Annotated in this window: 17 protein-coding genes; 7 read left to right on the forward strand and 10 right to left on the reverse strand. The window is 61.5% G+C overall.

The genetic code is table 11. The features are described 5' to 3' along the window. Window positions 1–118: 118 nt before the first annotated feature. Window positions 119–526 carry a flagellar basal body-associated protein FliL gene (locus DBR46_RS15160; protein ID WP_099585937.1) on the reverse strand — a complete coding sequence of 136 codons (408 nt, stop codon included), beginning with the start codon at window positions 524–526 and terminating at the stop codon, window positions 119–121. Window positions 527–676: 150 nt separating this feature from the next. On the opposite strand from DBR46_RS15160, the gene DBR46_RS15165 reads away from it, so the two are divergent. Continuing rightward, window positions 677–1,654, forward strand: coding sequence for an NADPH:quinone oxidoreductase family protein (locus DBR46_RS15165; protein ID WP_124526852.1), 978 nt, complete (start codon window positions 677–679; stop codon window positions 1,652–1,654). Between the two features lie 292 nt (window positions 1,655–1,946). Beyond that, a complete protein-coding gene (gene glpT / locus DBR46_RS15170) occupies window positions 1,947–3,284 on the forward strand; it encodes a glycerol-3-phosphate transporter (protein ID WP_005792400.1) in 1,338 nt (445 codons plus the stop codon). On the opposite strand, the gene DBR46_RS15175 is transcribed toward glpT, so the two are convergent. Both DBR46_RS15175 and DBR46_RS15180 read right to left on the reverse strand, forming a co-directional pair. Beyond that, on the reverse strand, window positions 3,281–3,934 hold the full coding sequence (locus DBR46_RS15175) for a gamma-glutamylcyclotransferase (RefSeq protein ID WP_124526853.1): 654 nt from the start codon (window positions 3,932–3,934) through the stop codon (window positions 3,281–3,283). The genes glpT and DBR46_RS15175 overlap by 4 nt on opposite strands. Window positions 3,935–3,960: 26 nt before the next feature. Next, on the reverse strand, window positions 3,961–6,348 hold the full coding sequence (locus DBR46_RS15180) for a TonB-dependent siderophore receptor (protein WP_124526854.1): 2,388 nt from the start codon (window positions 6,346–6,348) through the stop codon (window positions 3,961–3,963). Between the two features lie 328 nt (window positions 6,349–6,676). Here DBR46_RS15180 and DBR46_RS15185 point away from each other — a divergent pair, with 328 nt between their 5' ends. Next, on the forward strand, window positions 6,677–7,159 hold the full coding sequence (locus DBR46_RS15185) for a sn-glycerol-3-phosphate transporter (RefSeq protein ID WP_124526855.1): 483 nt from the start codon (window positions 6,677–6,679) through the stop codon (window positions 7,157–7,159). A gap of 145 nt (window positions 7,160–7,304) precedes the next feature. Here the strand turns inward: DBR46_RS15185 and DBR46_RS15190 are convergent, their stop codons facing one another. From DBR46_RS15190 to DBR46_RS15210, 5 genes are all read right to left on the reverse strand, one after another. Further along, on the reverse strand, window positions 7,305–8,273 hold the full coding sequence (locus DBR46_RS15190; protein WP_124526856.1) for a CDP-6-deoxy-delta-3,4-glucoseen reductase: 969 nt from the start codon (window positions 8,271–8,273) through the stop codon (window positions 7,305–7,307). After that, window positions 8,273–9,739: a 4-hydroxy-3-polyprenylbenzoate decarboxylase gene (gene ubiD / locus DBR46_RS15195; RefSeq protein WP_124526857.1), complete on the reverse strand. Its 1,467-nt coding sequence runs from the start codon at window positions 9,737–9,739 to the stop codon at window positions 8,273–8,275. Before ubiD ends, DBR46_RS15190 begins: the two co-directional genes overlap by 1 nt. Window positions 9,740–9,873: 134 nt before the next feature. Beyond that, window positions 9,874–11,133 (reverse strand): transcription termination factor Rho, encoded by a 1,260-nt coding sequence (rho, locus tag DBR46_RS15200; protein ID WP_016973082.1) that lies wholly within the window; start codon window positions 11,131–11,133, stop codon window positions 9,874–9,876. A gap of 234 nt (window positions 11,134–11,367) precedes the next feature. Next, entirely contained in the window at window positions 11,368–11,697 is a 330-nt protein-coding gene (trxA, locus tag DBR46_RS15205) for a thioredoxin TrxA (RefSeq protein WP_017736946.1), read from the reverse strand. Between the two features lie 108 nt (window positions 11,698–11,805). Beyond that, window positions 11,806–12,501, reverse strand: coding sequence for a FadR/GntR family transcriptional regulator (locus DBR46_RS15210; RefSeq protein ID WP_124526858.1), 696 nt, complete (start codon window positions 12,499–12,501; stop codon window positions 11,806–11,808). Between the two features lie 262 nt (window positions 12,502–12,763). Between DBR46_RS15210 and DBR46_RS15215 the strand changes: the two genes are divergently transcribed. Genes DBR46_RS15215 through DBR46_RS15230 form a run of 4 tightly spaced genes read left to right on the forward strand, consistent with a single transcriptional unit; the run spans window position 12,764 to window position 15,603 of the window. After that, window positions 12,764–13,549, forward strand: a complete 786-nt coding sequence (locus DBR46_RS15215; protein WP_124526859.1) for a transporter substrate-binding domain-containing protein — start codon at window positions 12,764–12,766, stop codon at window positions 13,547–13,549. A gap of 14 nt (window positions 13,550–13,563) precedes the next feature. After that, on the forward strand, window positions 13,564–14,232 hold the full coding sequence (locus DBR46_RS15220; protein ID WP_058426445.1) for an amino acid ABC transporter permease: 669 nt from the start codon (window positions 13,564–13,566) through the stop codon (window positions 14,230–14,232). After that, window positions 14,229–14,879 (forward strand): amino acid ABC transporter permease, encoded by a 651-nt coding sequence (locus tag DBR46_RS15225; RefSeq protein ID WP_124526860.1) that lies wholly within the window; start codon window positions 14,229–14,231, stop codon window positions 14,877–14,879. The genes DBR46_RS15220 and DBR46_RS15225 overlap by 4 nt, the downstream gene beginning before the upstream one ends. Beyond that, window positions 14,866–15,603, forward strand: coding sequence for an amino acid ABC transporter ATP-binding protein (locus tag DBR46_RS15230; protein ID WP_124526861.1), 738 nt, complete (start codon window positions 14,866–14,868; stop codon window positions 15,601–15,603). Before DBR46_RS15225 ends, DBR46_RS15230 begins: the two co-directional genes overlap by 14 nt. On the opposite strand, the gene DBR46_RS15235 is transcribed toward DBR46_RS15230, so the two are convergent. Then, entirely contained in the window at window positions 15,584–16,123 is a 540-nt protein-coding gene (locus DBR46_RS15235; RefSeq protein ID WP_124526862.1) for a hypothetical protein, read from the reverse strand. The two genes, DBR46_RS15230 and DBR46_RS15235, sit on opposite strands and share 20 nt — an antisense overlap. After that, entirely contained in the window at window positions 16,113–18,608 is a 2,496-nt protein-coding gene (locus DBR46_RS15240; protein WP_124526863.1) for a fimbria/pilus outer membrane usher protein, read from the reverse strand. Before DBR46_RS15240 ends, DBR46_RS15235 begins: the two co-directional genes overlap by 11 nt. Between the last annotated feature and the right edge of the window lie 6 nt (window positions 18,609–18,614).

Genomic DNA, 18,614 nt, shown 5'->3' on the forward strand with positions numbered 1-18,614 from the left:
GGTGACTGTCAGGGCCTCTTCGCGAGCAAGCCCGCTCCCACAGTTGACCGCATTCTCATGTTGAAACGCGGTCAACTGTGGGAGCGGGCTTGCTCGCGAATGGCGCGAAGCGCCCGGCTTACTGAATGATGAGGTTGTTGAACAACAGGTCTTCCACCACCGGCTTGCCGGTTTCGTCATTCATCACTTGCTGAGTCTGCTTCAGGGCTTCCTGGCGCAGCTTCTCCTTGCCTTCAACCGTGCTCATGGTCTCGTTGGTCTGTTGGGTAAACAGCGCCACCAACTGATTACGGATCAACGCGTCGTTGGCTTTGACCGCTGCGGCGGCTTCGGTGCCGGTCACGCGCAGGGCGATGTCGGCCTTGAACACCTTGAGCTTGGCCGTGCCATCCAGACCATAGTTGCCCACGAATGGCGGGCTGAGGCTGATGTAGCTGACTTTTGGCGCCTCGCCTTCTTTGGCTTCTTCGGCCTGGGCTGCCATCGGCAGGGTCAGGGCCAGCATCAACAGGATCCACGCTTTCACAGTTCATTCCTCACATTCGGTTGCGCGCTAGCATAACGCTAGCAACGCTGAGCACAAGCTTATGGCGACTTATCAGGCACGAGCATGCTCGTTGACCCACAGACCTGCCCTTCTACACTTATCGGCCACGACGCCCAAAGGAATAGTCCGATGAAAGCTGTGCTGTGCAAAGCCTTCGGCCCTGCCGAAACCCTGGTGCTGGAAGAGGTCGCCAGCCCAGCGATCAAGAAGAACGAGATCCTGCTGGACGTGCATGCCGCCGGGGTCAACTTCCCGGACACCTTGATCATCGAGGGCAAGTACCAGTTCAAGCCGCCCTTCCCGTTCTCGCCAGGTGGCGAGGCGGCGGGCGTGGTCGGTGAAGTCGGCGAGAAGGTCAGCCACCTCAAGGTCGGCGACCGGGTCATGGCCCTGACCGGCTGGGGCAGCTTTGCCGAGCAGGTCGCGGTGCCGGGCTACAACGTGCTGCCGATCCCGCCGAGCATGGACTTCAACACCGCCGCCGCCTTCAGCATGACCTACGGCACTTCAATGCACGCGTTGAAACAACGCGCCCACCTGCAACCCGGCGAAACCCTGCTGGTGCTCGGCGCCTCCGGTGGCGTAGGCCTGGCCGCCGTGGAAATCGGCAAGGCCATGGGCGCCCGCGTGATCGCCGCCGCCAGCAGCGCCGACAAACTTGCGGTGGCCAAGGCGGCCGGCGCCGATGAGTTGATCAACTACAGCGAAACTAGCCTGAAAGACGAGATCAAGCGCCTCACCGACGGCAACGGCGCCGATGTGATCTACGACCCGGTGGGTGGCGACCTGTTCGACCAGGCCATCCGCAGCATCGCCTGGAACGGGCGCTTGCTGGTGGTGGGCTTTGCCAGCGGGCGCATTCCCGAGCTGCCGGTGAACCTGGCGTTGCTCAAGGGCGCGGCAGTGGTCGGGGTGTTCTGGGGCTCGTTTGCCCAGCGCCAGCCGCAGGATAATGCGGCGAATTTCCAGCAGCTGTTTACCTGGTATGGCGAGGGCAAGTTGAAGCCGTTGGTGTCGCAGGTGTATCCCCTGGAGCAGGCGGCCCAGGCGATCAATAACCTGGGGCAGCGCCGGGCGGTCGGGAAAGTCGTCGTCCAAACCCGATAACAGCTTTGAAATGCAATCAGTGTGGGAGCGGGCTTGCTCGCGAAAGCGGTGTGTCAGTCAATACATTCAGTGACTGATCCACCGCTTTCGCGAGCAAGCCCGCTCCCACATTTGATCTGCTTTGATCTCAAGAATTGATAACGACCCACACTTATCCATTCGCGACATGTTCGTAAGAGAACATGCACTTGCGCTCATTTCCTGTGTTTGCAGATAAGAGGCGATGCTATTTTCGGTAACGAAACTGTAACATTCGCATCCGCAGTCAAAACAAGAAATTTGGAGCTCTTGAATGTTTGCTTTCTTTCGTCCTGCCGCACATCAGGCGCCCCTGCCTGAAGAAAAAATAGACAGCACTTACCGACGCCTGCGCTGGCAGATCTTCGCCGGTATTTTCTTCGGTTACGCCGGCTACTACCTGCTGCGCAAAAACTTCTCCCTGGCCATGCCCTACTTGATCGACGAGGGTTATACCCGTGGCGAACTGGGCTTGGCGATGTCGGCCATCGCGATTGCCTACGGCCTGTCCAAGTTCCTCATGGGCCTGGTGTCCGACCGCTCCAATCCACGCTACTTCCTGCCCTTCGGCCTGCTGGTTTCAGCGGGTGTGATGTTCATTTTCGGTTTCGCACCTTGGGCAACGTCCAGCGTGACCATGATGTTCATTTTGCTGTTCATCAACGGCTGGGCCCAAGGCATGGGCTGGCCGCCAAGTGGGCGGACCATGGTGCACTGGTGGTCGCAGAAAGAACGCGGTGGCGTGGTGTCGGTATGGAACGTGGCGCATAACGTCGGTGGCGGCCTGATCGGCCCGCTGTTCCTGCTCGGCATGGCGTGGTTCAACGACTGGCACGCGGCGTTCTACGTGCCGGCTACCGTGGCGTTGGCCGTGGCGGCGTTTGCCTTCATCACCATGCGCGACACCCCGCAGTCGGTCGGCCTGCCGCCGATCGAGAAGTACAAGAACGACTACCCGGAAGGCTACGACGCCAGCCACGAAGACGAATTCAGCGCCAAGGAAATCTTCGTCAAGTACGTGCTGCGCAACAAAATGCTTTGGTACATCGCCTTCGCCAACGTCTTCGTCTACCTGCTGCGCTACGGCGTGCTGGACTGGGCGCCGACGTACCTCAAGGAAGCCAAGCACTTCACCGTTGACAAGTCGTCGTGGGCGTACTTCTTCTACGAGTGGGCGGGTATTCCGGGCACGCTGCTGTGCGGCTGGATGTCGGACAAGATCTTCCGTGGCAACCGTGGCCTGACCGGTATCGTGTTCATGGCGTTGGTGACGGTCGCGACCCTGGTGTACTGGCTCAACCCGCCGGGCAACCCGATGGTCGACATGATCGCGCTGTTCTCCATCGGCTTCCTGATCTACGGCCCGGTGATGTTGATCGGCCTGCAGGCGCTGGAGTTGGCACCGAAGAAAGCCGCCGGTACGGCCGCGGGCTTCACAGGCCTGTTCGGTTACCTGGGCGGTTCGGTGGCGGCGAGTGCGGCCATGGGCTACACCGTGGACCACTTCGGCTGGGACGGTGGTTTTGTCCTGCTGATCGGCGCGTGTGTGCTGGCGATTGCGTTCCTGATCCCCACGCTGTGGCACACCAACAGCGTCAGTTCGGCGCGTTAACCGCCTGAACAATCCTTTGCACAACGCTTGAGCCGCGCCTCCAGATTCTTATCTGGCATGGCGTGGCTACGCAGGGCGTTGACGGTCTGCTCGACATAATCGCGCGTAGTGCCGTAACGCCCGCAAGCGCTTTGCAACACGTGGTTCAGCACAATGTCCGGCAAGTTGCCGGCGTAGCTGGGCAAGTGCCGCTCCAACACAAACCCCAACGCCTGCACCTGACTGCCATCTTCCAGACGGCAGCTGAGCCAGTGTGGCCGGTACGAGGGATAGGGCATTTCGCGGCACCACAGGGCGTACAGCGAGGCTTCCAGCTGATCTTCCGGCAAGCGGTAGGCAAACCCGCTGCACGAGCCGCCGCGATCCAGGCCAAACACCAAGCCCGGCACTTCCGGCGTGCCCCGATGCTCGTGGGACCACAAATACAGGCCCCGGTGATAACCGTGGACCCGTGCCCGCACCCGTTGCGTCGAGGAACATTCCGGGCGCCAGATCAGCGAACCGTAAGCAAAAAGCCAGACCGGCCCACCCTTGTGCCGGCCCATGGTGGCCTGCATCGAGCTCATCAACTGTTCGTGAGTGAGTTGCGGCCCCAGATCGAGCCGCGGAGGGTAAGCCAATTGCATAAGATCGGATTCAATAACGGTCATGGCAGATCGCTTAGGTCTCCTGTTTGTTACCAGTTGTAAGCAACTTTACCGTAATAAAACGCGCCGCTGTAACCGTACGGCGAAAAAGTGCTATAGGCGAGGTTGCCGCCGCTGCTGGCGAACGCGTTGACCTTTTCCGGGTACTTGTCGGTGACGTTGTCGCCGCCCAGGGTGAAGGTCCAGTTGTGCAATTTGTAGTCTGCCGACAGGTCCAGCACCCACGCCGCCTTGAAGGTCTGGTCGTTGACCTTGTCCGCCTGATAGCTGGTGAATTCACCATAGCGCACCAAATTGCTGTGCAGCGCCCAATTGCCGAAGGTGAAGTCGTTGCCCAGGCTCAGCTTGTGTTCCGGCGTGGTGTCGCCGAGCAAGCCGCTTTTCTCGCGACGGTCCACGCGCACCAGGTTGGCGCCGAGGCTGTCGAGGATCGCCGGGTTGGCCTTCACGTCCGTGACTTTGGTGTGGTTGTAGTTGTAGCCCACGGTGCTGTTCCAGCGGATGCCGTTATCGAACTGGTAGCGATAATTGGCCACCAGGTCGACGCCGTCGGTGCTGGTGTCGGTGGCGTTGGTGAAGTAGCGGGCGGTGGTGTAGTTGATGTTGCCGACGCCGTTGGCTTGCAGGTAGGCCTGGGTCGCCGGGCTCAGGTTGAGGTTGGACGACAGGCTGATGCGGTCGCGAATATCGATGCGGTACACATCCACCGTGAGCGTCAGGTCATCGGCGGGCTCCAGCACCAGGCCAAGGCTGTAGTTGCGCGATTTCTCGGCCTTCAGGTCTTCTGCGCCGAGCAGGCGCGCGACCTGGCTGGAGGCCGGGAATGTGCCGGCCTCGCGGATTTCGCTGCCGATCAGTTGGGACGAGGTAAACGCAAAGTTCTGCTGGGCCAGGGACGGCGCGCGGAAGCCGTTGGAGATACTGCCGCGCAAGGCCACTTGCGGGGTGAAGTCGTAGCGCGCCGACAGCGAACCGCTGACGTTGGAGCCGAAGTCACTGTAATCCTCATGCCGCACGGCGGCCGAGGCGCTGAGTTTTTCGGTGAAGTTGGTTTCCAGGTCCAGGTACTGCGCCCAGTTGTGCCGCGAACTGCTGCCGGCGTCAGCCGCACGGAAGCCGCCGAGGCCCGAACTGCCGCTCTGGTAGTAGGACGCGGCGTCGCCCGCTTCGATTTCATAGCCCTGGCGCAGGTATTCGCCGCCAAACGCCACGGACACCGGATACGGCAGGAAGCCCACGTCGAATTCACGGGACAGGTCGAGGCTGACCTGCTTCTGGTCGTTGCTCAGGGTGCCGTTGTCGAACTTGCGTGGTGTGGCCAGGCCCAGTGAGGTGTTGATGGTTTCGGTACTGAGTTCGTACTGGTTCTTGCCGTAGTTAGCCGACAGGTCGTAATGCCAGTCATAGGCCAGCAACCCGCGCAGGCCTACCACCAGCGAGGTGTCTTCGAGGTTGCCCTTGATCAGCGGCAGGTAGCCGTTGGGGTTGAGCGCCGCGATATTGTTGGACGCATTGCTCGCGCGGTAGAACGCCGCCGTCTCGCCACGCCGCTTGCTGTAGCCGCCGAAGCTGTAGAACTCGGCCGCATCGTTGAAGGCATATTCGGAATTGAACTGGAATTTGCCTTCATTGGTCGCCGGCTCGCCCTGGCGGAACACCTGCTGGCCATAGGTGGTGGAGCCAATGCTGGCGGCGCGGTAATCCTTGCCGGCACGGTTGGTGTAATCGTTGTCGGCGCCTTCGCCGGAAAGGCTGATAAAACCGTTGTCACCCAGCGCCAGCCCGGTGTTGCCGCTGATGTTGCGCTGGATGCCGTCGCCCTTCTTGTACTGGCCGAACTTGCTGGAGATCGAGCCGCCATGGTCGGCGTGCTTGAGGATCACGTTGATCACCCCGGCAATCGCGTCCGAACCGTAGCGCGCCGAGGCGCCGTCGCGCAGCACTTCGATATGGTCCACCGCCGACAGCGGGATCGCGTTCAGGTCCGCCGGGGCCGAGCCACGGCCCACCGCGCCGCCGAGATTGACGAAGGCGCTGGTGTGACGGCGCTTGCCGTTGACCAGCACCAGCACCTGATCCGGCGACAGCCCGCGCAACTGCGCCGGGCGCACCAGTTCGGCGCCGTCCACCAGGCTTGGGCGTGGGAAGTTGATCGACGGGATCAGGCGCGCCAATACCGCACCCAACTCATCGGAGCCGGTGCTGCGCAGGGTATCGCCAGAGATCACATCCACCGGCGACAGCGAAGCGCTGGCGGTGCGCTCCTGGGCGCGGGTGCCGGTGACGATCACGGTGTCGAGTTTAGGTGCATCAGTGGCCGAAGTTTCGGCGGCAAAGACTGGATTGAAGCCAACGGCGGTCAGCAAATTGGCCGACAAAATCGCCGCGTACAGCGTGTGTTGCTTGTAACTCCCCATACCGCTCCCCTTGGAATCAAGACTCAGAACGTCATGCTCTGAATGCGTACGATCGATCCGGCTGGCGGGCGGTGGCGGTCAGTTATTGGTGTTTGGCAGAAAGTCGGTAGTCCGTTGTTATATAGCTTAATGATATTTATGTAACAAATTAAATACCTTTAAAGCATAAGCGAATGCATAAGCAAACGGCTCCATTCGTCAGGATTGCGCGTGCCAATCCCGCTACTTTCAGCCCCGGTTCAGCCTGGGAACGCGTCAAGCCGTCAAAATAGCGTGCACACATCGACCCACTTAGCCGCCCATCAAACCGACTATCGAGGTCGTACCCATGAAAAAATTCCGATTGCCGGGCCTGCTGTTCCTGGCCCAGGCCACCACTGCACTGGCGGGCGAAGCGCCGGTTACCGACGATGACAAAGGCTTCTGGTACGCGCAGACCAGCGTCTACACCCGGCACTTCGCGCCCGACCCCGAGCACAACAACCATCAGGACCTGATTGGCCTGGAGCGCAATGAGGCCTCAGGCTTTGTGTATGGCGGGGCAACGTTTCGCAACTCGTTCAGGCAGCGCTCGTACTACGCGTATGCGGGCAAGCGCTACGATATGGCCGACTATCCGGTGTACCTGAAGCTGACAGGCGGGGCGATCCAGGGTTATCGCGGCAAGTACCGCGACAAGATCCCGTTGAACCGTTTTGGCGTGGCGCCGGTGATCATTCCATCGGTGGGCGCCCATTACGGGCCGGTGGCGGCGGAGTTGGTGTTGTTGGGGTTCAATGCGGCGATGGTGACGACTGGCGTGCGTTTCTGACCCTGACACGACACAAACCAATGTGGGAGCTGGCTTGTGTGGGAGCGGGCTTGCTCGCGAAAGCGGTGTGTCAGTCAATACATTCGGTGACTGGTCCACCGCATTCGCGAGCAAGCCCGCTCCCACAGGGTTTCAGCGTAAGGCTTCAGGGGCGGGGGGCGTAGGCAAATACGTCAGCACGCATCTGGTGCGCATCCATCCCCGCCTCGACCAGCGCATCCAAGGTGCCGTAGATCATCGCCGGTGAACCGCTGGCGTAGACGTGCACGGCCTTGAGGTCGCTGATGTCTTCGCACACCGCTTCATGCAGCAACCCGCAACGCCCTTCCCAGCCGCACAGATCGCTGACGACCTTGTGCAGGAACAGATTGGGCAGTTGCTGCCACTGGTCCCAGTGTTCGATCTCGTAGAAGTCTTCCGGGCGACGCACGCCCCAGTACAGGTGCACCGGGTGCTTGAAGCCGGAAGCACGGCAATGTTCGATCAGGCTGTGCATCTGCGCCATGCCGGTGCCGGCGGCGATCAATACCAGCGGCCCGTCCGGCAGTTCGGCCAGGTGGGTGTCGCCAAAGGGCAGTTCGATGCGCGCCATCTGGTCGCGCTGCAGTTGGGCCAGCAGGCTGCGGGCGCTGTCTTCGCGGGCCAGCACATGCAGTTCCAGCTCGCGCCCGCCGTGGGGCGCCGACGCCAGGGAGAACGCCGACTTCTCGCCATTCTCCCGTTCGATCATCAGGTATTGCCCGGCGTGGTAACGCACCGCCTTGCCGGCCGGCGCGCGCAGGCGCACGCGCCACACGTCGCCACCGACGTCCACGCACTCGCTCAATTGGCACGACAACTTGCGCAACGGCAACTCTCCCGGCGCCAGCACGCCATCCCACAGCACGATGCAATCTTCCAGCGGCTCGGCAATGCAAGTGTAGAACTCACCGTGGTCGCGCACCTCACCGGCTTGCTGCACCCGGCCTTCCACCAGCAGCGCGGCACACACGTGGCACACGCCGTTGCGACAGGCCTGGGGGCATTCGTAGCCCAGGCGGCGCGCGCCTTCGAGGATTCGCTCGCCGGGGACCAGCTCCAGGATGGCGCCGGAAGGTTGCAGGGTTACACGCATCAATCTATTCCCAATTCTTTCCACATGGCATCGACACGGGCCGTGACGGCTTCATCCTTGACGATCACCCGGCCCCACTCGCGGGTGGTTTCACCCGGCCACTTGTGCGTAGCGTCCAGGCCCATCTTCGAGCCCAGGCCTGACACCGGCGAGGCGAAGTCGAGGTAGTCGATCGGCGTGTTGTCGATCATCACCGTATCGCGCTTGGGATCCATGCGCGTGGTGATGGCCCAGATCACGTCGTTCCAGTCGCGGGCGTTGATATCGTCGTCGGTGACGATAACGAACTTGGTGTACATGAACTGTCGCAAAAACGACCACACACCCAGCATTACCCGCTTGGCATGGCCCGGGTACGACTTCTTCATGGTCACGATGGCCATGCGGTACGAGCAGCCTTCGGGCGGCAGGTAGAAGTCGGTGATTTCCGGAAATTGCTTTTGCAGGATCGGCACAAACACTTCGTTGAGCGCCACGCCGAGGATCGCCGGCTCATCCGGTGGACGGCCGGTGTAGGTACTGTGGTAGATCGGCTTGATCCGATGGGTGATGCGCTCGACGGTGAACACCGGGAAGCTGTCGACTTCGTTGTAGTAGCCGGTATGGTCGCCGTAAGGGCCTTCATCGGCCATTTCACCCGGGTGAATCACACCTTCAAGGATGATTTCGGCAGTGGCCGGCACTTGCAGGTCGTTGCCACGGCACTTCACCAGTTCGGTGCGGTTACCGCGCAGCAGGCCGGCGAAGGCGTATTCGGACAGGCTGTCAGGCACCGGGGTCACGGCGCCGAGGATGGTGGCTGGGTCGGCGCCGAGGGCGACCGAGACCGGGAACGGCTGGCCCGGGTGCTTCTCGCACCACTCGCGATAGTCCAGCGCGCCGCCACGGTGGCTCAGCCAACGCATGATCACCTTGTTGCGGCCGATCACTTGCTGGCGGTAGATGCCGAGGTTCTGACGGTCCTTGTTCGGGCCTTTGGTGACGGTCAGGCCCCAGGTGATCAGCGGGCCGACATCGCCGGGCCAGCAGGTCTGCACCGGGAGCATGGCCAGGTCGACGTCATCGCCTTCGATGACCACTTCCTGGCACACCGCGTCTTTGACCACCTTGGGCGCCATGGCAATGATCTTGCGGAAGATCGGCAGCTTCGACCAAGCGTCCTTCAGGCCCTTGGGCGGCTCAGGTTCTTTGAGGAAGGCCAGCAGCTTGCCGATTTCGCGCAGTTCGCTGACCGATTCGGCGCCCATGCCAAAGGCCACGCGCTCAGGCGTGCCGAACAGGTTGCCGAGCACCGGAATGTCATAGCCGGTCGGGTTTTCGAACAGCAGCGCCGGGCCCTTGTTGCGCAGGGTACGGTCGCAAATCTCAGTCATTTCCAGCACCGGGGACACCGGCATCTGAATACGTTTCAACTCTCCGCGCTGCTCAAGTTGCTGCACGAAATCCCGAAGATCCTTGAATTTCATTAACCATGCCACCCGTAAAATAGGCGTACATCCTACCTGCTCCGAGGGGTATTTGGCTGCCGGGCGCTGAAAAAGCGGGCGCAAAAAAAATGGCGCCCCTGAGGGCGCCATTCTTTAGGACCTGAAACGCGGTATTACTTGCGCTTCATCGACAGGAAGAACTCGTCGTTGGTCTTGGTGGTCTTCAGCTTGTCGACCAGGAACTCGATGGCGGCGACTTCGTCCATCGGGTGCAGCAGCTTGCGCAGGATCCACATGCGCTGCAGTTCGTCGTCGGCGGTCAGCAACTCTTCGCGGCGGGTGCCGGAACGGTTGATGTTGATCGCCGGGAACACGCGTTTTTCCGCGATGCGACGGTCCAGGGGCAGTTCCATGTTGCCGGTACCCTTGAACTCTTCGTAGATCACTTCGTCCATCTTCGAACCGGTTTCAACCAGTGCGGTGGCGATAATGGTCAGCGAGCCGCCTTCTTCGATGTTCCGCGCGGCGCCGAAGAAACGCTTCGGTTTCTCCAGGGCGTGGGCATCGACACCACCGGTCAATACCTTGCCGGAGCTCGGGATCACGGTGTTGTAGGCACGGGCCAGACGGGTGATGGAGTCGAGCAGGATCACCACGTCTTTTTTGTGTTCGACCAGGCGCTTGGCCTTCTCGATCACCATTTCGGCAACCTGCACGTGGCGGGTTGGCGGCTCATCGAACGTCGAGGCAACCACTTCGCCGCGCACGGTGCGCTGCATTTCGGTCACTTCTTCCGGACGCTCATCGATCAACAGCACGATCAGGTGAACTTCAGGATTGTTACGCGCGATGTTCGCTGCAATGTTCTGCAGCATGATGGTCTTACCGGCTTTCGGCGGGGCGACGATCAGGCCACGCTGGCCCTTGCCGATCGGGGCGCACAGGTCGATCACACGACCGGTCAAGTCTTCGGTGGAACCGTTGCCGGCTTCCATCTTCATGCGCACGGTCGGGAACAGCGGAGTCAGGTTCTCGAAGAGAATCTTGTTCTTCGCGTTCTCAGGACGATCGAAGTTGATCGTGTCGACCTTGAGCAGGGCGAAATAACGCTCGCCTTCCTTTGGAGGGCGGATCTTGCCAACGATGGTGTCACCGGTGCGCAAGTTGAAGCGACGGATCTGGCTCGGCGAGACGTAAATGTCGTCTGGGCCGGCGAGATAGGAGGCGTCAGCAGAGCGGAGGAAGCCGAAGCCGTCCTGGAGAATCTCCAGCACGCCATCACCGGAGATTTCCTCGCCGCTTTTCGCGTGCTTTTTCAGCAGGGAGAAAATCACGTCCTGCTTGCGCGAACGGGCCATATTTTCTATGCCCATTTCTTCGGCCAGCTGGAGCAGGTCGGTAATCGGCTTTTGCTTGAGTTCAGTCAGATTCATATAGGAATGACGTAATCATTTATGGAGGGGGGAAATTAAGCTTTTGGCTTAATGAGGCCGCGCCGCAGAGAAGGCGACAGGATCGCGTACTAATCGAAAAGGAGTGCGTCGGCGACGGCATGCAGGGGGCAGTGGAGAAACCAGTGCGGGGCCGAATGTACCACCTGAGTTTCGGAGCGTCTAGCCCTGTTTCACGAAAAAGCCCCGCAATTTGCGGGGCTTTTTTGACGACGTTTAGATGTTCGCGTCGAGGAAAGCTTGCAGCTGGGACTTCGACAGTGCGCCTACTTTAGTGGCTGCAACGTCACCATCCTTGAACAGCATCAGCGTCGGGATACCACGCACGCCGTGCTTGGCCGGGGTTTCCTGGTTGTCGTCGATGTTCAGCTTGGCAATGGTCAGTTTGCCTTCGTAAGCAGTCGCAATGTCGTCCAGAACAGGCGCGATCATTTTGCAAGGGCCGCACCATTCAGCCCAGTAGTCAACCAGCACCGGGCCAGCAGCCTTGAGTACTTCGGCCTCAAAGGTCGCGTCGGTGACGTGCTTGATAAGATCGTTGCTCATGGATGTCTCCGGTTTGTAAGCAAAAAAAACGTGGCCCATCATAGCCGCCCTTCCACCGTTCAGGAAGCCGCCTCTGATTGAGTCTTGCTATGACCGGTATAGCCCAACTCAGGGCGTTACGGGCGTGACGAAGGCAATCCCGGTGCGCAGCGCGGCATTGCGCACGTGTTCCTGCATGGTTTTCTGCGCTGCGGCACTGGCACGCCGGGCCAGGGCGCGCAGGATCTTGCGGTGTTCCTGCCAGGTTTCCATGGCCCGTTCCGGCCGGATGAACGGTAGTTTCTGGCTCTCCAGGAACACCTCGGCACTGGCGCTGAGGATGCTCACCATCGCCTGGTTACCGCTGGCCAGCAGGATGCGCTGGTGGAATTCGAAGTCCAGCCGCGCAGCCGCTTCAAAGTCGCCCGCCTTGAGCACCTTGCGCATCGCCTCGACATTATCCTCAAGACTGTCCAGTTCAGCCGTGCTCAGCGTCACCGCCGCCAACCCCGCTGCAAAACCTTCAAGGGCGTAGCGCAACTGGAAGATGTCCAACGGCGTGGCCTGCGCCGCAAAGGGCCAGGCAAACCCCGGCGCCTCGTCGGTCGCCTGCACAAACACGCCTTTGCCCGGCTGCACGCTGACCACGCCCAAGGCGCTCAATGACGACAGCGCCTCGCGCAACGACGCCCGGCTCACCCCCAACTGCACCGCCAAATCGCGCTGGGAGGGCAATGCATCGCCCGGTCCGAAGCCTTGCTCCTTGATGAGTTTGCGAATGGCCTGCAGGGCCGCTTCCGGTACGGCTTGGGCGATGGAATTCATAAAAAACTCAAGGTTCCAGTCAACTGAGTGACTAGTTGTAAAGCTATTCGCAACGGGCGGCAAGCCACGCCCCAAAGGGGCTCGTGGGGATTTCGCAGCGCTCGATAAAGGTGCGAAAAATGCGCCCACTGTTCAGACCAGTAAGACCACCTCAACTCAACAAAACTCTGGGTTACAGCCAATCCTGCGGGTCATGGCATGGGCTGTGCAATCACCCCATGAGCCAAATCCAGTAAATCCCTTCGCCCCCCGGAGAGTTGCCATGACCAAGCGCTACAGCGCCCTGCTCACTGCCCTGTTTGCCAGCCTGATGCTGAGCCAGGCACCCGCCCAGGCCAACGGTCTGGACGATATCGTCGCCCGTGGCACCCTCAAGGTTGCCGTACCCCAGGATTTTCCGCCTTTCGGCTCAGTCGGCCCGGACATGAAGCCGCGCGGCCTGGACATCGACACCGCCAAGCTGTTGGCCGAGCAGCTCAAGGTCAAGCTGGAACTGACGCCGGTGAACAGCACCAACCGCATCCCCTTCCTGACCACCGGCAAGGTTGACCTGGTGATCTCCAGCCTGGGCAAAAACGCCGAGCGGGAGAAGGTCATCGACTTCTCCAGGGCCTACGCGCCGTTCTACCTGGCGGTGTTCGGCCCGCCTGATGCGCCTATCACCGGCCTCGATGACCTCAAAGGCAAGACCATCAGCGTGACCCGTGGCGCCATCGAAGACATCGAGCTGACCGCCGTCGCGCCCAAGGAAGCCACGATCAAGCGCTTCGAAGACAACAACTCCACCATCGCCGCCTACCTCGCCGGCCAGGTCGACCTGATCGCCAGCGGCAACGTGGTGATGGTGGCGATCAGCGAACGCAGCCCGAAACGCGTGCCCGCGCTGAAAGTGAAACTCAAGGACTCGCCGGTGTACGTGGGCGTGAACAAGAACGAGCCGGCGCTGCTGGAGAAGGTCAACCAGATCTTGGTCACCGCCAAGGCCGACGGCAGCCTGGAAAAGAACGCGCTGCAATGGCTCAAAGAGCCGCTGCCGGCTGATCTCTGAGGCGGAGCTGACCCATGGCCTATCAATTCGACTTTGTGCCCGTGCTGGCCAATACCGACCTGCTGTTGCGCGGCGCACTGTTCACCCTTGAACTGACGGCCATCGGCGCCATCCTCGGCGTCGCATTGGGCACTGTCGGCGCCGTGGTGCGGGCGTGGAAGATCCAGCCGTTTGCCTGGCTTTTTGGCGTGTACGTCGAGTTGATCCGCAACACGCCGTTCCTGGTGCAGCTGTTTTTCATCTTCTTCGGCCTGCCGTCCCTGGGGCTGAAGATTACCGAGTGGCAAGCCGCCGTGCTGGCGATGGTGATCAACCTCGGGGCCTACTCCACCGAGATCATCCGCGCCGGCATCCAAGCCATCCCGCGCGGGCAGCTGGAAGCCGCGGCGGCCCTGGCGATGACACGCTTCGAAGCGTTCCGCCATGTGGTCCTGCTGCCGGCGCTGGGCAAGGTGTGGCCGGCCCTGAGCAGCCAGATCATCATCGTGATGCTCGGCTCGGCAGTGTGCTCGCAGATCGCCACCGAAGAGCTGAGCTTTGCCGCCAACTTTATCCAGTCGCGCAACTTCCGCGCCTTTGAAACCTACGCCCTGACCACCCTGGTGTACCTGTGCATGGCGTTGATGATTCGCCAACTGCTCAACTGGATCGGCCGCCGCTTCGTGATGAGGAATAGCCGATGAGTGATTTTTCGTTCTGGGACATCGTGCGCAACCTGCTCACCGGCCTGCAATGGACGCTGTTGCTGTCGCTGGTGGCGTTTATCGGCGGCGGCGTCATCGGCTTGCTGGTGATGACGATGCGCATCAGCAGCAAGGCCTTCGCGCGCAATCTCGCGCGCACCTATATCGAACTGTTCCAGGGCACACCGCTGCTGATGCAGCTGTTCCTGGTGTTTTTCGGTATCGCCCTGCTCGGTGTGGACATTTCGCCATGGCTCGCCGCCGCGATTGCCCTGACCCTGTTTACCAGCGCCTACCTCGCCGAAATCTGGCGCGGCTGCGTCGACTCCATCGCCCATGGGCAATGGGAAGCTTCGGCCAGCCTGGCGCTGAACCCGCTGGAACAACTGCGCTACGTGATCCTGCCCCAGGCCCTGCGCATTGCCGTGGCGCCCACCGTGGGCTTCTCGGTGCAGGTGGTCAAAGGCACCGCCGTGACCTCGATCATCGGCTTCACCGAACTGACCAAGACCGGCGGCATGCTCGCCAACGCCACCTTCGAGCCCTTTATGGTCTACGGCCTGGTGGCCCTTGGTTACTTTTTGCTCTGCTACCCCTTGTCCCTCAGTGCGCGCTACCTGGAAAGGAGACTGCATGCCTCTGCTTAGAATTTCCGCCCTGCATAAGTATTACGGCGATCACCATGTACTCAAGGGCATCGACCTGACGGTTGAAGAAGGCCAGGTGGTGGCAATCATCGGCCGCAGCGGCTCGGGCAAGTCCACCTTGCTGCGCACCCTCAATGGCCTGGAATCCATCAACGACGGTGTGATCGAAGTCGACGGTGAATACCTCGACGCCGCCCGCGCCGACCTGCGCAGCCTGCGGCAGAAAGTCGGCATGGTGTTCCAACAGTTCAACCTGTTCCCCCACCTGACCGTCGGCGAAAATGTGATGCTCGCGCCGCAAGTCGTACAGAAAGTGCCCAAGGCCAAGGCAGCCCAGTTGGCCAAGCAAATGCTGGAGCGCGTAGGCCTGGGTGAGAAGTTCGACGCCTTCCCTGATCGCTTGTCCGGTGGCCAGCAGCAACGCGTAGCGATTGCACGCGCCCTGGCCATGTCACCCAAAGTATTGCTGTGCGACGAAATCACCTCGGCCCTCGACCCGGAACTGGTCAACGAGGTGCTGAGCGTGGTGCGCCAACTGGCCAAGGACGGCATGACCCTGATCATGGTGACCCACGAAATGCGCTTTGCCCGGGAAGTCGGCGACAAGCTGGTGTTCATGCACCAGGGCAAGGTGCATGAAGTGGGTGACCCCAAGGTGTTGTTCGCCAACCCGCAAACCGCCGAGCTGGCCAACTTCATCGGTTCTACGGAGCAGCCGGGCTGACCAGTTCGAAACGGCCCTGCCCCTCCAGCTCCGCCTGATTGCGCACCTGCAAGGCGTCGGCGGGCAGCTCGGTGTCGATCTCGACCTGGGCCGTCAAGCGCCGACCGGTCACCGCCACACCGGCTGCTCGCGCGACCAACACCTGGCCCGGCAGCAGGCGCCCACTGGCGGCGTCACCGGGCGAATAGGTGGCCGCCCACTCAACGGCGCGACCGTCCACCAGGGCCTGCTTGAGGCTCAAGCGGAAACGCCCCTGCTGGCCAAAGCGAAAATCCTGCCCCTCGGCGGCACCCACGAATCGCAATGCCATCGTTGACGGCTCTGCGCACGCGACGCTCAGGTGCAGCGTGCGCGTGCCGAGCGCCACGGTGGGGCTTTCAAGCAATGCCAGCGGGCGAATAACGCCATAATCGATGCGCGACTGGCTCACCGACAATCGGCAGTTTTGCGCCCACACGGCCTGAGGCAGCAATACTGCGCAGCACAATACAACGCCCATGCCTTTCAACTTAGCGGCCATGGCATACCGCCGATGCAGTCTCGTAGAACTTGTCATGATCAGGCTTGGCCTCGGTGGAAAGGTTGAGCAGGCAGGAGGAAGAATCCGGCAATGAAACCCGCAGGCTTTGCGTGTCGTTGGCGTCGTTCAGGAAGATCATGCCCTCGCCCACCACGCTCGTCAGGAAGCGATTGTCCGCGCCGAACACGGCAGCGCCCTGGGGCAGCGGCTGGCCCTGCCCATCGCTGGCGCTGAGCAACATGCGGCGCACCTTCACCACGTCGAAGGCCACAGTATTCACCGACCCCCGACCGGCACTGAGCACCCGGGTGCCGTTCTTCAAATCCACGTGGCGCGGCAACGACTGGGTTTGCACCTCAATGCGGCTGCTGGTGTAGGCCGGCAAGCCCGGGATCACCGCCTGGCCGCTGAAGTCGGTCCACACCGGGCCTTGCGGGGTGTCGAGAGTTGCGGCGCCGATATCCCCAACCGAGGCAATGCCGAATGTGTCCTGCACGGTGTACGGCGAGAAGGTCACCCCGCCGCCGTGGGCCACAACGCCACCCTGCAACTGCCCGTTGTAGCGGGTGCCCAGCGAGTCGCGGCTGACGCCCAGGCCGACCCGGGTATAACGTGGCATCAGGTCCAACTGGCCACGCATCGATTGCTCCCGGTTACTGAGGTCGCGCTCGACTCCCACTTCGTAGTTCACATACTGATTCACCCGTTCAGTGAGCGCTGTGCCGGCTCGGGCCTGGTCCCCACGGCGGCTGACATAGCTGTTCACTCGACGATCCCCACCCAGGGGCACGCTGACCTGCAACCGCAGGGACAGGTCATTATCCAGGGTTTCATCGCGCCGGCTGCCGGTACGTGTGGTGTCACGGCGCGCTCGGGAGCCACCCACCTGCGAGTCGGCGATCAACGCAACATCTGCGTGGCGCAACGATTTGTTCCACGAAGCGAACACGTGTTCGGCCGCTCGCCCATCAAATTGCGCGCCGTGGCTGTAGCCCACGGAAAACGCACCCAGCGTGGGATCGACCCAGCTTACGCTCGCCGTGTAGTGGTTTTTGAAACGCGAATCCAGCTCGCCGGCCTTGAACGAACGGCCCGCTTCAAGCACCTCGCGATACCCTCTGGTTTGAGTGGTTGCGCTGAGACTGAGGTCGACGCTGGCCGACACCGGACTGCTCACGGACAGGCTGCTGCGCCCTCCGGATACGGCGTTACGGCTGTCTCGGGAAAGGTTATGACGCGCGCCCACGGACATCCGCTGAAAAAAAACGCTACTCAGGGTGCCACCTGCCGACCAGTAGTCATCGGTGCTCAACAAGCCAAAGCCAGCAGACGAGTCACGCCCCACCCCCCAGGTGCCACTGCCCATGGCGACAACCGGCGACAGCGCCTCCCCATAGGTATCCGCACGCACCTTGCCAAGGGAGAAGTAATAACCCGGCGCCGCCGGCGCTGCCCCCGCGAACGAAGCCGCTGGCACCACGAAGCTTCGCTTGGCGCCCCGCACATCGATCACGCTGACTTCAAGGTCGCTGGTGCCATTGAGCAACGGTAATCCCGTCAGCCTGAAGGGGCCTTCGGGCACCAGCGTGCTGTGGATCAACACGCCGGATTGGCGTACTTCGATCCGCGACTGGCTCTGGGCCAGGCCTTCCACCACCGCATTGTTGCTGCCCTGGGGCACTCGCGATTGACCGTCCGGGGAAAACTGCACCCCAGACAACTGGATGCCACCAAACAACGGGTTGTTGCTGGAGAGCTGGCCCACCTGGAAAGTCGATTGCAACGCAGCCATGTCCCGCTGCGCATAGGCATACAGGTGCTCAGTGCTGCTCGCGCCATTGTCAGACAGGTAGTACTGGCGGCTGCGTACAATCCAGTCACCAAGGTTGAAGCCCGCCTCGGTATAGGCCGACACAAACCGGCTGGACTCACTACCGGACCGGCCGTCGAACCCCAGCACGTCATAATTGAACAGCGCGGCGGCACCGCCCCGGGCAAGGTCCCCGCTCTCCCATTGCGGCGCGAGCAGTGACTGCGTCGGTACTACCAGCGCGACTTCATCGCTGCCCGGCCGCAGCCGCACCATCGTCGTCGGGAAAGCGCCGAGAAAGTCATGGCAGGTCTGGTCCGCAGTGGCGCCCTCACGGGCGATTGCGCCGGGCTTGACCAACCCGGCTTTCTCCAGCAGCCCCGGGGTAAAGCACAATTGCCCTTGCGCATCGAAGCGCGCGTCCACCAACCCGAGCGGGTTGCCATTGACCCGCAGCCCCACCACATGCACGCCTTCGCGAAAACGTGCGGCATGGCGAAAGTAGTCGGAAACCTTCGGGTCAATACCGTGGGTAGTGAGTGCCGCGAGGTCGAAGCCTTCGCCCAGTTCCAGCGCGTTTACCAGGCCAGGCAGGCTCCACAGCGTCGCAAACCCCACAAGCAGTGTGGATCGCTGGGGCCAAGTCACAGGCCTGTTGTTCGAGAGATTTGCCATGGGTCA

This window comes from Pseudomonas sp. KBW05, from assembly GCF_003852405.1.
GTDB lineage: Bacteria > Pseudomonadota > Gammaproteobacteria > Pseudomonadales > Pseudomonadaceae > Aquipseudomonas.